Genomic DNA, 12,471 nt, shown 5'->3' with positions numbered 1-12,471 from the left:
GCCGAGTCTAGTCACGTCGACGGCAACCAATGAGCCCACCGAGTCGGGCGGCTCAGTGGGCATAACCGGTTCTGCCCACGGGGTTGCGCTACTCGACGGGCAGGTTGACGGGTAGGTTGATGGAAGCCAGGACGAACCTAGCGCGGAGGCGGCGCCGTAGAGCCACGCCGTATCAGCGTGTGCGGCTGCGGCGGCGGGCACACCACCGGCTGCATCCCCTCGAGTTCTGCGAGAAGCAGCCCCGCAGCGTAAGCGCCTTGCTCCCCGGGATCCTGCCGAATGGTGGTCAGGCCCATGGGGTCAGCAAATTCGTGGTCGTCAATGCCGATGATGGACAGCTCCCCCGGCACTGTGACACCCAGTGACGCCGCGGCCATGAGTGCACCGAATGCCATTTCGTCCGACGAACAGAAGATCGCCGTCGGACGTTCCGTCACCTGCGAGAGCATCTCAATGACGGCGGTCTTCGCCTCCTTGAACCGGAAGTCACCAAATACGGACCATTCCTCCCGGACCGGAAGCCCATGCTTGGCCATCGTCTTAAGGAACGCCTCCTCCCTGATGCGGGGCACCTCGAAATACAGGCCATAGGAACCGCCGCCGCGAAGATGAGCAATCTTCGTGTGCCCCAGGGAAATCAGGTACTCAACGGCTTCGCATACCGCCGCGTCGTCGTCAATACTGACGTGACGAACCCCCTGAACTGAGCCGCCCACCACAATGGTGGGCGATTCCAACTCCCTCAATGACAAGTGTTCCTCAGTGGTTATCTCCATGCACATCACCAGAAGGGCATCGATGCGCTTGCGAAGAATGGACCGGTGGAACACCCGCTCGCGGTTGATGCCGGTTCCGCCGAGGCTGAAGACGATCAGGTCGTAGCCAGCGGACCGAAGCTGCCGGTCCACGCCCTCCAGCACAGCGGAGAAGTACCAGCGCTCAATCAGCGGGAGCAGTACGCCCATCGCCATTGTGCGTCCGGATGCCAGTCCGGACGCGGCTGACGACGGCACGTAGCCCAGCTGCTGCGCCGCCAGGAGCACGCGCGCGCGGGTGCCGTCGGACACTCCCGGCAGACCGCGCAGCGCGCGTGAAACAGTTGCGGTGGACACGCGTGTCGCAGCAGCAACGTCCTCAATGATGACCATCGAGACCAGACCCCCTTCCCCATCGGAACCAAGGGCGGTTCCGGGTTAGCGCCGCGGCCCGCGGGCCTCTTTCGTATTGTTCTTCTGCCTTGCACGGAACAGCCGCCAAATAGCCAGCACTACCCCAAGAAGAATGATGGACCAGAGCGCTGCATTCTGTCCGCTGACCTCCATCGCAATGATGACAACAACCAGTGCGATCGCAAAGAAGCCCAGGAATCCGATCAGGATGTCAAGATTCTCTGCCTTGCGCTGTTGCCTTCGGTCGGCTGCCATTGATCTAGTTCTCACTTCACGGCGCCGGCGGTCAGACCCTCGACAATACGCTTTTGCAGTATCAGAACCAGGATCACCAGGGGAATGGTGACAATGGTGCCGGCAGCCATGACCGCCGTGTACGGCTCCTGTTGCGGTTGGCTTCCGGTGAACGACGCTATGGCCACCGTGACAGGCTGGGTTGAGTCATTGGAGAGCTGGCTGGCAATCAGGAATTCATTCCACGACGAGATGAACGCCAGAATCGCAGTGGTGAAGACTGCTGGTGCCGCAAGAGGCATGATGACCTTGCGGAACGCCTGGCCCTGCGTGCAGCCGTCAATCCGTGCGGCTTCCTCAAGCTCCCAGGGCATCTCCCTGAAGAAGGCCGTGAGCGTGTACACCGTCAACGGCAGCACAAAGGAGATGTTGGGGATGATCAGTGCCTGGTAGGTGCCAATCCATCCGATGTCCGTAAAGAGCTGGAACAAGGGCGTAATCAGTGCAACCCCAGGGAACATCGAGGCTCCAAGGATGAATCCCAGAATGATGAACTTGAATGGAAAGTCGATTCGTGAAAGCGCATACGCGGCGAAAACGCCAACCACGAGCGCTATCAGTGTTACCGATGCGCCGATGATCAAGCTGTTGAACAAAGCCAGGGAAAGGTTGTTTCCGGTATCAGTGGCGAATGCCGTCCGGAAATTGTCCAGCGTGACGTGGGTGGGCCAGAACGCGGTGTCGTAGGTGAAGGCCACCTCACGGAAAGCGGTGAGAACCATCCAATAGGCGGGAAGCAGGCACCAGATTACGATGACCGCCGCGCTGACATACGTCCGCACGGAGGCCCAGCGTTCCCTGGAACTGACGTTGCGCCGGTGGGGACTGGTGGAAGCGGGTCGGGTTGCGGTAGGAGCGGCAGCCTGCGTCATTTTGTCTTCGCCTTCTTAATCACGCCGGAGCCTTCCGAGACGTTGGCTCCGAGGAACCGTACGAAGATAAAGGCCACCAGGAAAATAATGAGGAATGTAATGGTCGAGAGAGCAGCCGCACTGTTGAAGCCCTGGCGGATCTGGTCAACAACCAGAATCGACAGTGTTGAGGTGTTGTTGGCACCCCCCGTGAGAATTGCGGGAAGGTCGTACATGCGCAGTGCATCCAGTACCCGAAAAAGGATCGCCACCATCAGTGCCGGTTTGACTAGCGGGAGTGTGATGTGTCGAAATCTCTGCCAGGTCGAAGCGCCGTCCACCTTGGCTGCTTCGTAAACGTCGCCGGGTATCATCTGCAAGCCGGCCAGAATCAGCAGGGCCATGAACGGCGTGGTCTTCCAAACGTCGGCAATGATGATCGCCCATTTCGCGGGCCATTCGCTGCCGGTCCAGAGAATGGTGGTATTGAAGAGCTCGTTGGCAATTCCTTGGAACGCGAAGATGAAGAACCAAAGTTTAGCGGTAACCGCTGTGGGAATGGCCCAGGGCACAAGGACGGCGGCGCGGACCAAACCGCGGCCGCGGAAGGACCGAGCCATGATGAGCGCCATCCAGAAGCCAATGATCGTCTCAAGCACGACAGTTACAGCAGCGAAAAAGAATGTGTTGCTGGTCGCAGACCAGAACTGAGAGCCCAGCGTTCCTGGGGGACAATCCACTGTCCCCCCGCCAACGGCAGGGCACTGCTGCATGATCCAGCCGGTGTAGTTGCTGATACCCGCAAACCCGCCGTCCGCGAAAAGCCCCGTCTCGGGATCCAGGCCGGCGTCGCTTTGGAACGACATGAAAATGCCGCTGATGATCGGATAGACGATGACAACGCCAAGCAGGATTAGTGTTGGCGCAATAAGTATTGAAGCCCATTTGTTCTGGGTGGCGGCCTTGCGGTCGGCGCTCTCCAGCGGCGGCTTCTGACCAGATTTTTTACCTTTTCTTGATGGCACCGCCAGGCGTGTGGCCATGACCCGTCCTTTCAGACCCGGCATTCCGGCCGGTTTGCGAATAAGCGGTTGCCAGAGGGTGGGAGCGCGGCAGCGCCCCCGCCCTCTGGCAGTCAGCTAGGAACCAGCGCCAGCTGCCTCGATTGCGGCGGCCATGTCGGTCAACGCTTGTTCAACAGACTTCTGCCCCTGCTGTGCGGCGTAGGCATTGTCCTGGATTGCCGTAGACACTGCCGGGTAGAAAGGCGTGACCGGACGTGGAACGGCGGTCTCGATGGATGCCTTCAGGACAGGAAGATACGGAAGCTCCGCCACCAGTTCTTCGTCGTCGTAAAGATCAGCCAGCACAGGAGCGAGCGATCCCTGCTGCGCATAGAAACGCTGCTGCTCTTCCTGGGTCACAAACTCAAGGAAATCGCGGGCGGTGAGTTTGTTCTCCGAGTACACGCTAATGGCCAAGCTGTGTCCACCGAGCGATGATGCTCCGGATCCGTCAGCACCGGGCAGCGGCGCCATGCCTAGAGTGTCCGCGACTGTGGAGGACTCCTCCGTTGTCGCAAGGTTGTAGACGTACGGCCAGTTGCGCAGGAACAGGAGATTGCCTTCCTGGAAGGCGATGCGCCCTTCCTCTTCTGTATAGGTGATTGCTTCTTCCGGAATGTTGCCCGATTCGAAAGCCTCCACCAGATTGGTCAGGCCCTGCATTGCCTCAGGGGTGTCGAGTGTGGGATTTCCCTCCTCGTCGATCACAGTGCCGCCTGCGGAATTGATCGCCTCGGAGGCGTTTACCGTCAGACCCTCATACTGCGCGTGCTGGCCGGCATAGCACGCGATGTCGTTCTCTTCCGCAATGGAGCACATCTCCATCATCTCGTCCCACGTCGTAGGAGGTTCATCGACCAGGTCGGTTCGGTAGTAGAGCATCCCGCCATCTGAGTGCTGGGGCGCAGCATACAGGGTGTCGTTATATGTGGCTGCGTCCACCGTTGCGGGGATCATCGCTGCGGTGTCAAGCTCCAACTCGCCTTCCAGCGGCTGAATCCAGCCTTGAGCTGCGAACTCAGCGGTCCAGACGACGTCCACAGACACGACATCGTAGTCCGCGTTCTCCGCCTGGAAGTTCTGTACCAGATCATCGTGCTGCTGATCTGCTTCGTCGGTCTGTTCCTTGAAAGTGACCTGCTCGTCAGGGTGCTCGGCGTTCCATTTCTCGATGGTTGGGCCGACTACGCCGCTGTTGTCCTTGCCCTGCACGTAGGTGATGGGACCGCGGCCTTCGAGTCCTTCTTCGGCGGCGCCGCCGCCGCCACCGCCTTCGCCGCCACCGCTGCCGCCGCATGCGGTGAGTAGTAGTGCGAGGGTAGCTGCGGAGGCAACTGCGCCCAGAGTTCTCTTGTTTTTCATTGTGCCTTCTCTCCGATGAGAAAGAGAGGCGGACAAAACAGACCGCCCCGTTGAGTGATGTCGATCACTCTAGTAAGCTGTGGGATGCAACGCAAGCGCTTACATTGGTAGATTCCGAGTGTTATCGAAAGGTTATACGTGTCCCTGCAAGCAGCACCCATTTCGCAGACAAGCCCGGCACCCTGGTGGGCAGATGCCGTGATCTACCAGATCTATCCGCGGTCCTTTGCGGACGGCAACGCAGACGGCATGGGGGACCTGCCGGGAGTCACGGCCCGCCTCCCGTACCTGCACAACCTCGGAGTGGACGCCGTCTGGCTCTCCCCTTTTTATGTCTCGCCCCAGGCAGACGCGGGCTATGACGTGGCGGACTACCGCCAGGTCGATCCCCGATTCGGCACGCTTCAGGATTTCGACACGATGCTCGCCGAGGCTCGGGCCCACAATCTGAAGATCATCGTGGACCTCGTTCCCAACCACACATCGGATGAGCACACGTGGTTTCAGGATGCCGTCGCCGCCCCGGTTGGCTCGCCCGAACGCGACCGTTACATCTTCCGGGACGGCAGCGGAGACAACGGCGACGTGCCACCCAACAACTGGCAGTCGATTTTTGGCGGCAATGCCTGGACGCGGCTGCCGGACGGCCAGTGGTACCTGCATCTTTTTGACACCAAACAGCCGGACCTTAACTGGAACAACGCCGAAGTCCGCGCGGAGATGGTTTCCATCCTGCGTTTCTGGCTGGACCGTGGCGTACACGGCTTCCGCATAGACGTGGCGCACGGACTGGTGAAGGCCGACGGGCTCCCGGACTGGGCGGCCCAGACCAAGATGGTTGAGGGGTCGGAACGTCGGCGCCCCAACCCTGAGGACACCATCCTCACTCCCCCGTACTTTGACCAGCCCGGCGTGCACGATATCTACCGCGAGTGGAATAAGGTTCTGTCGGAGTACGATGGCGACCGCATGCTGGTAGCCGAAGCATGGGTGGAGCCCATGGAGCAGCTGTTCCAGTACGTGCGCCCCGACGAGATGCAGCAGGCGTTCAACTTCGATTTTCTGCTGGCCGGCTGGGATGCCCGCCAGATCGCAGAGAGCATTGAGGAGTCGCTGGAACAGGCCGGACGCGTGGGCGCTCCGAGCACGTGGGTGCTGTCCAACCACGACACAGTCCGGCACTCCACCCGGTTTGGGTTGCAGGATCCAACCCGGTTCCCCAAGGGAATCAACGCCACCGACGAGCAGCCCAATGAGGAGCTCGGACGGACCCGGGGCCGCGCCGCAACCCTACTGATGCTTGCGCTTCCGGGCTCCGCTTACTTGTATCAGGGTGACGAGCTTGGTCTCCCCGAACACACCACCCTGCCCGATCACCTGCGTCAGGACCCTGCATTCTTCCGCACCAACGGAGTTGAGCGCGGCCGCGACGGGAGCCGTGTTCCGCTGCCATGGGAGGCGGATGCACCGGGGTTTGGCTTCGGCGATTACGACGACGCCGGCAGCACCCCGGGTGCCACCCCCTGGCTTCCACAGCCCGACACTTTCGGGGATTATGCCGCCGACCGCCAGGTGGGAATGAGCGGCTCAACCTACGAACTGTGTCGACGTGCACTCGATTACCGGCGCCGCAATTCCCTCGGTCAGGGATCGCTCACCTGGGAGCGGCAGCACAACCCCGAATCGGGGGTGGTGGCCTTCCAGAACGGTCCGGTGCTGGTTGTCGCCAATATGGGGATAGAGCCCGTTAAGCTTCCAGCCGCGCTGAAGGTCGAGGTCGCCAGCAGTTCGGACGCCGTCGGGAATGGCGCGCTGAAGCCGAACAATACCGTCTGGCTGACACTCTAGGGCCCCGCCATCGCCTACCGCTTGGGCGCCATCTGCGGTCATGCGTGCCAAGTACAGATCGGGGACCCAGTAAAGAAGGGGTCCTCGATCTGCAGTGGGCGCGTGAGCCCGGAAACGTGTCGCGAAACGTTGTTAGCGGACGCGCTCCGCTCTCGTGAACCTCGCCCGGGCGCCGGAGCTGAGGGTTATCAGCACCGGTGTCTGTCTACCAACCACCGCGTCAAGTGCATCCACCAGTGCGGTGACTTCTTCCGCTACAACATATGGGGCCACGCCTTGGCGCGGTGAGACCCTGATCCTGAGTGCAGGCTGGCCGTTGAACTCGTAGGTGGTGACGGAGGAATTCACCAAGTCAACCCGCCCGTTCAGTGCCGCCTTCAACGCCTGCTCCGCTACCGCGCCGTTGATGGTCACGCGGCCGGGCACAGGAGCGGCGTCGTCGTCATGGACCAGGGTGCCGGACCGCCCGCGGCCCTGGCCGGAAACCCACGCGATCATCAGGATCACCACCAGCACCATCAGGAGCGCCAGCAAAATCCACAACCAACTGTCCCGCTGCCCCTCGATGGTGGTGGCGTCCAGCACGCCCGCAATCCACTCACCAGCTGCGGCGGCCGTGTTGTGCCACCAGCGCGCGACGGCGGGGAGGCCCACCAGGAGTGCCAAAGCGCCGACAGCCATCAGCAAAGCGCCGAAAAGGCCAAGCAGTACCCGGTTCAGAGATCGCGGTGTCTGGTTCACTGGCCAATCACCCCTGACGGTGCAATGGCAACCCGAACCTCGGGCATCGAATCGATAGAGGTGCGCCTGAGGTCATCTTCGACGGCGGCCAGCACGGCGTCGCGGTCAACCGGAATGCCTGACGTTGGCCGCACCTGTACGTCGACTATCCGTCGGCCAACCGTGACAATCACTTGCTCTGGGGCCACCCCGGCGGCAACCCGGGCGCGGCGGGCAAGTGAGGAGGCCAGAACCTCTGCATCAACCACGACGGCCGCCCGTGGGTTGGGAATGGACAACCTCGCCAGGCGGCCGGGAAGCACGGCGTTCAGGAAAAAGATGAGTCCGATCAGGAACACGAGGGCACCCGCTGCAGCGAGCAGAGTGGGCTCCGTGCTGCCCGGGACGCCGCCGATCCACTCCCCCGCGCCTTCGGGACTGAGCAGCCAGGGATCCTGTCCGAGTGCCTTCAGCGCCGCCTCAAGCATGACGTACAGGCAGATGAGCGTGATCAGCAGGGCGGCGACGGCGGAGGGAACCGCCCGCGACGAATGCATCTCGCGTCGCACCACCCGGGCGGTCAGTTGAGTTGTCTCGTCATTCACCGCGTGCGTCCCCCGTCGATGAGCTTGATGCCGATGATGCGGATATCCACGCGGCTCAGTTGTGAACCGCTGAGCCGGCTGACCTGTTCGAGCACCATTGCTTTCGCGGCGTGCGCCCTGTCCCAGATCGATCCGCCAAAACCCGCTACCAGTGAACCGTCCCGTACGGTGCGGTCGAGAGACGGAATGCCGATCGGAAGGGCAAGGCGCAACGCAAGGAGGCCGTCGTCGTCGGACCAGCTTGCCCGGATTTCCCGGGCGGGTATCCCAAACACTTCGGACGCTACGGCGCGCGCAGTGCTGGTCAGCGCCTGGGTGCTGATCCGGTTGTGGCCAGCGAGCCGGGTGTCGGTAGGGACGGCGCTGGTCACGAGGACGAACGGCGTCCGGTCAACGCGTCGCGGACGCTGCGAAGATCCAGCTTGCCTTCGGCAACCCGCCCGAGGAAAGCGCCGATGACCATGAACAGGGACACAAGGAGGAAGCCCCAAAAGTTGAAAATCAGGGCGGCGAAGGCAAGAACAGTGCCAACGGCTATGCCCACCACGGTGAGATTCATATTCGGTTTCCTTTGCTCAGGCACGCGGTTTGTCGGTGCTCTTGGGATCATTCAGGCCCGGCACATGGACATCGTTGATTTCAACGTTGACCTCAATGACCTGCAGTCCCACCAGTTCCCCCACCGCGGCGTACACCGCCGCGCGGACCTGATCGGCGATGCCGGTCAGCGGATGCCCGTACTCCGCGACCAGATTGATATCCACGGCAACCTGGGTTTCTCCCACCTCTACGTGAATACCCTGGCTGAGGTCGTTGGCGCCCACGACGTCGCGGAGAGCGCCCAGCGCGCGTCCCGTGCCTGTTCCCAGCGAGTAAACACCGGGTACGCTGCGGGCGGCGATCGCCGCCACTTTCGCGACGGCAGGGTCACCGATGGTTGTTTTCCCGGTGGATTTTTGGGCGGAGCCGTGCTCGACGACGGCAGCAGTGACGGGCCGGTCAGGCTGCTTCATCGGCGGGTTCAGTGGTTGGGTCTGCTGGTCGTGTTCCATCGGCGGTGCCCCTTTCTCTTGTGCCCCAGCCTAACCCTTTGATTCAAGGTTGTCCGTTAGCGGGACGGCTGCGTGCAATGGGCTCGGAGCCACTGCTCAATCGGTTCCAGCGCCGCCCGGAATGCGACTTCATCAAACTCTCCCGACCCGTCTGGGCCGGATTCCGCAGCCTCTTCCAAATCTTTGAAGTGTTCCTCGAGCTCTGGAGGGGCTTTGCCCTCAAGCCGCTCGATTTGTTCCTCAAGTTTGTTCATGGTGTCCCCGTCCTCACCGCTCATGAAGCTCAGCGGTGCCAGCACAATTGAGGACACCCCCGCGGCCACGACAACACACTCCTTAATCCCGGCCGTTGTGGCTATCCCGGTGTTAGTGACGGAGCCCCCTGCCTTGAGATCAGCCCCGGGTGCCTGCTCGGCGGGAGCTGTGGGGCTGGGTTCAGCCAGCGGCATCTCGCTGGGAAGGCTGATGGTGCTGAGGGCTTCCTCCGGCTCCGCGGCGGCACATGCTGACAGCGTGAAGGCGGCAGCGCAGAACACTGCAACTGAAAGATACGGCTTCAATACGTTGGGGCCCTTTCCTGGTCTCGACTCCCGGTTCCAGATGCTTAACGCGCGGGTGGCCCGGTCTTCTCCCGGGTGGCCCCGTGCCGGCAACCCGCACATTCGTGGCCTTGTTGCAGGGCGCGCTGCAACAAACCCGCGAGGCTGCGCGGAGGCAACGAATCTGCGGGTTGCGCGCACAGACAACTCCGGGCAAGAAAAAAGCCCCCGGTTTCCCGAGGGCCTTCAGTGGTGGCTCCGACCGGCGTCGATCCGGTGACCTTTCGATTTTCAGTCGAACGCTCTACCAACTGAGCTACAGAGCCTTGCAACCATCTTATGATAGCCACTTCGACAACCCAGCGAACTGATTTGCCTGAGCGACCCTGACGGGACTTGAACCCGCGACCTCCGCCGTGACAGGGCGGCGCGCTAACCAACTGCGCTACAGGGCCTTGCATTTTTTACAAGAGCTTTAGACTACCAGCATCTCTGCCGCCGCCCGACCGTCATGGACGGCCTCGCTCCTGCGTACCCCCAACGGGATTCGAACCCGTGCCGCCGCCGTGAAAGGGCGGTGTCCTAGGCCGCTAGACGATGGGGGCGTAGAACCACACAAGCTTACTACTCCCTGCTGTGGACCTCTAAAACTATAGGGCCTCCTACAGGAATTCACCAAACCAGCAATACCCCTGCCGGTAGAGTTCAACAGGTGCCTATTGAGATGAGTCTGACCGATTTCGAGTCCGCCGTCGATGATGCCATTGACCAGATTCCTGACAGCCTTGCCCGCGCCATGAACAACGTAGCAATCTTCGTCAAGGAGGAGTATGAGCCCGGCCCCGGGGAAGACCCGGAGACCGAACTCCTTGGCCTCTATGAGGGCACTCCCCTCACGGAGCGGGATTCCTGGTGGGAGGCCGGGTCGCTCCCGGACAGCATCAGCATTTTCCGCCAGCCGCTGATGCGCCTCTGCGAAACGCGTGAGGAGCTGGTCGACGAGATCCTCGTCACCGTCATCCACGAAGTCGCCCACCACTTCGGTATCGACGATGAACGCCTCCACGAGCTCGGCTGGGGATAGCGCATCGGCGGAAAATCCGAAGGATACTGAATACATGAGCGCACACTCACACGGGCAGCTCCACGGGCCACCACACGTCACCGCAACAGGTAAACACCGGAAGAAACTGATCCTGGTGGTCGCGATCACGCTGGGCGTCGTGGTTGTTCAAGTGATCGGGGCAGCACTCTCGGGATCACTTTCCCTCCTCGCCGATGCAGGGCACATGCTTTCCGACGCCGCGGGTGTATCCATTGCACTGCTTGCGGCGTGGATCGCAACCCGCCCGGCGACGGCCAGGAGCACCTACGGCTACCAGCGGGCCGAGGTCCTCGCCGCTTTGGCCAACGCCATGATCCTCATGGTGATCGCCGTGGTGATCTTCATCGAAGCCATCCGCCGCTTTGGAACAACTCCGGAAGTGCGCACGGATATCATGCTGATTGCCGCCGTCGTTGGCGCTGCCGCCAACCTCGCCTGCCTGCTGATCCTGCGCGGCGGACAGAAGGAAAGCCTCAATCTCCGTGGCGCGTATCTCGAAGTGCTGGGAGACCTGCTGGGATCCGCCGCAGTGATTGTTGCCGCCGTCGTTATAGCCCTGACCGGCTACCAGCAGGCCGACACCATCGCATCAATGCTGATCGCCCTCATGATCGTGCCCCGGGCCTGGAGCCTACTGCGGGACGTCATCAATGTGCTGCTGGAATCGGCGCCGAAGGGGGTTGATCCCGAGATGATCCGGGAGCACATCCTTGGGGTGCGGGGCGTTGTCGATGCCCACGACATTCATGCGTGGACCATCACCTCGGGAGTGCCGGTGTTTTCCGCACACGTGGTGGTGGAGAATGCCACGCTGAACGCTGAAGGGGTAGATCAGATCCTGGACCGGCTCACCCACTGCCTGAGTAACCATTTTGATACCGAGCACTGCACTTTCCAGTTGGAGCCGCAGGAGCACGCGGTCCACGAAAGTCGCCAGCACGCCTGACATTTTGCGACACGCCGCGCACAATGCAACTAAATGACACTGCTGTTGTTTATGGTACTCGTGTGACGAATGTTGCCAAAGTGACATCCGTGCACCTATTCTCGTGACTGTTGTGTAATCAAACGTCGACGATTCGAGTCATGGTGCAGTCACCCCCCAAGCGGCGCGCGCGTTCGGCGTCTGCCACCTGCCTCGCGGCTGCGGTTCTTTTCAGCGGCCTGGGCCTTGCGCCTTCATCAGCGGCCCCCGCCATTCCGTCGGCGGCAGAGGTGTCCGAGGCGAAGGATGACACAGCGACGACGACGGCGCTGGTCTCCGACATCGAGAGCATCCTGGCGGAGGCGTTCACGGATCTTCAGGTGGCGCAGCTCGATGCCATGGAAACCCAGGGTGCCTACAATGAGGCCCTCGTGGTGCTGGACGAGCGCCGGTCAACCGCCGAGCGCACCAAGGAGCTCGCGGCGCAGGCCTCCAAGGAACACGCAGCTGCCGCAGCACAGCTTGGCGAACTGGCCGGCGACATTTACCGCACCGGCGGGGTCACACCGGATCTGGCGATGCTGTTCACTACTGAGAGTCCGGATGAATTGCTCTACCGTGCGTCCGCCATGGACGGCCTCACCACTACACGCACGCGCACACTGACAAACGCGCAGACTGCCGCGCAGACCCTCGAGTCGCTCCAAGCCGACGCGCAGGATGCCGAGAAGGCGGCAATCGAAGCTGCGGAAACAGCGAAGAAGGCGGGTGAGGCCACGCAGACCGCCACCGACGCAGCCGCCGCGCTGGTCGCCGAAAAGCAGACCGAGCGAACCGAACTGGTGGGTCAGCTGGCCACACTCAGGGATACCACGGCGGCGCTCGAGGAGCAGCGGATCTCCGGGCTGGAACAAGCCCGGCGAGAAGCTGAACTTGA

The 12,471-nt window shown here is 61.8% G+C and carries 14 protein-coding genes, 3 tRNA genes and 1 pseudogene; 4 read left to right on the top strand and 14 right to left on the bottom strand.

Annotated elements, in window-relative coordinates:
* Positions 1-137: 137 nt before the first annotated feature.
* The 5 genes from Y708_RS0109225 to Y708_RS0109205 all read right to left on the bottom strand — a co-directional run bounded on the left by Y708_RS0109225 (position 138) and on the right by Y708_RS0109205 (position 4,740).
* Positions 138-1,148, bottom strand: coding sequence for a LacI family DNA-binding transcriptional regulator (locus tag Y708_RS0109225; protein WP_035775827.1), 1,011 nt, complete (start codon positions 1,146-1,148; stop codon positions 138-140).
* Between the two features lie 45 nt (positions 1,149-1,193).
* Positions 1,194-1,424: a hypothetical protein gene (locus tag Y708_RS23995; protein ID WP_051478852.1), complete on the bottom strand. Its 231-nt coding sequence runs from the start codon at positions 1,422-1,424 to the stop codon at positions 1,194-1,196.
* Between the two features lie 11 nt (positions 1,425-1,435).
* On the bottom strand, positions 1,436-2,335 hold the full coding sequence (locus tag Y708_RS0109215) for a carbohydrate ABC transporter permease (protein WP_028279709.1): 900 nt from the start codon (positions 2,333-2,335) through the stop codon (positions 1,436-1,438).
* Positions 2,332-3,357, bottom strand: a complete 1,026-nt coding sequence (locus Y708_RS0109210; RefSeq protein ID WP_081746631.1) for a carbohydrate ABC transporter permease — start codon at positions 3,355-3,357, stop codon at positions 2,332-2,334. Before Y708_RS0109210 ends, Y708_RS0109215 begins: the two co-directional genes overlap by 4 nt.
* A gap of 96 nt (positions 3,358-3,453) precedes the next feature.
* Positions 3,454-4,740: an ABC transporter substrate-binding protein gene (locus tag Y708_RS0109205; RefSeq protein WP_028279707.1), complete on the bottom strand. Its 1,287-nt coding sequence runs from the start codon at positions 4,738-4,740 to the stop codon at positions 3,454-3,456.
* 138 nt (positions 4,741-4,878) lie between these two features.
* Between Y708_RS0109205 and Y708_RS0109200 the strand changes: the two genes are divergently transcribed.
* The gene (locus Y708_RS0109200; protein ID WP_028279706.1) at positions 4,879-6,588 is read left to right on the top strand and encodes a glycoside hydrolase family 13 protein; all 1,710 of its coding nucleotides are present in this window, start codon (positions 4,879-4,881) and stop codon (positions 6,586-6,588) included.
* 132 nt (positions 6,589-6,720) lie between these two features.
* On the opposite strand, the gene Y708_RS0109195 is transcribed toward Y708_RS0109200, so the two are convergent.
* From Y708_RS0109195 to Y708_RS0109155, 9 genes are all read right to left on the bottom strand, one after another.
* Positions 6,721-7,329, bottom strand: a complete 609-nt coding sequence (locus Y708_RS0109195) for a hypothetical protein (RefSeq protein WP_028279705.1) — start codon at positions 7,327-7,329, stop codon at positions 6,721-6,723.
* A complete protein-coding gene (locus Y708_RS0109190; protein ID WP_028279704.1) occupies positions 7,326-7,913 on the bottom strand; it encodes a DUF6286 domain-containing protein in 588 nt (195 codons plus the stop codon). The genes Y708_RS0109195 and Y708_RS0109190 overlap by 4 nt, the downstream gene beginning before the upstream one ends.
* Entirely contained in the window at positions 7,910-8,284 is a 375-nt protein-coding gene (locus tag Y708_RS0109185) for a hypothetical protein (RefSeq protein ID WP_028279703.1), read from the bottom strand. The genes Y708_RS0109190 and Y708_RS0109185 overlap by 4 nt, the downstream gene beginning before the upstream one ends.
* On the bottom strand, positions 8,281-8,472 hold the full coding sequence (locus tag Y708_RS0109180; RefSeq protein ID WP_028279702.1) for a DUF2273 domain-containing protein: 192 nt from the start codon (positions 8,470-8,472) through the stop codon (positions 8,281-8,283). Before Y708_RS0109180 ends, Y708_RS0109185 begins: the two co-directional genes overlap by 4 nt.
* A 16-nt stretch (positions 8,473-8,488) precedes the next feature.
* The gene (locus Y708_RS23990; RefSeq protein ID WP_155853795.1) at positions 8,489-8,926 is read right to left on the bottom strand and encodes an Asp23/Gls24 family envelope stress response protein; all 438 of its coding nucleotides are present in this window, start codon (positions 8,924-8,926) and stop codon (positions 8,489-8,491) included.
* A gap of 95 nt (positions 8,927-9,021) precedes the next feature.
* Positions 9,022-9,525, bottom strand: a complete 504-nt coding sequence (locus tag Y708_RS0109170; protein WP_028279701.1) for a hypothetical protein — start codon at positions 9,523-9,525, stop codon at positions 9,022-9,024.
* A 229-nt stretch (positions 9,526-9,754) separates the two neighbouring features.
* Positions 9,755-9,830, bottom strand: a tRNA-Phe gene (locus tag Y708_RS0109165).
* A gap of 55 nt (positions 9,831-9,885) precedes the next feature.
* Positions 9,886-9,959 (bottom strand) — tRNA-Asp (locus tag Y708_RS0109160).
* 77 nt (positions 9,960-10,036) lie between these two features.
* A tRNA-Glu gene (locus tag Y708_RS0109155) sits at positions 10,037-10,109 on the bottom strand.
* 119 nt (positions 10,110-10,228) lie between these two features.
* Here Y708_RS0109155 and Y708_RS0109150 point away from each other — a divergent pair.
* From Y708_RS0109150 to Y708_RS23985, 3 genes and pseudogenes are all read left to right on the top strand, one after another.
* Positions 10,229-10,588, top strand: a complete 360-nt coding sequence (locus Y708_RS0109150; RefSeq protein ID WP_028279700.1) for a metallopeptidase family protein — start codon at positions 10,229-10,231, stop codon at positions 10,586-10,588.
* A gap of 34 nt (positions 10,589-10,622) precedes the next feature.
* A complete protein-coding gene (locus tag Y708_RS0109145) occupies positions 10,623-11,555 on the top strand; it encodes a cation diffusion facilitator family transporter (protein WP_028279699.1) in 933 nt (310 codons plus the stop codon).
* 140 nt (positions 11,556-11,695) lie between these two features.
* A pseudogene (locus Y708_RS23985) lies at positions 11,696-12,471 on the top strand (glycoside hydrolase); the annotation flags it as partial.

The organism is Arthrobacter sp. H5 (assembly GCF_000520595.1).
GTDB lineage: Bacteria > Actinomycetota > Actinomycetes > Actinomycetales > Micrococcaceae > Arthrobacter_D.
This window is presented reverse-complemented; position numbering and strand designations above follow the sequence as displayed.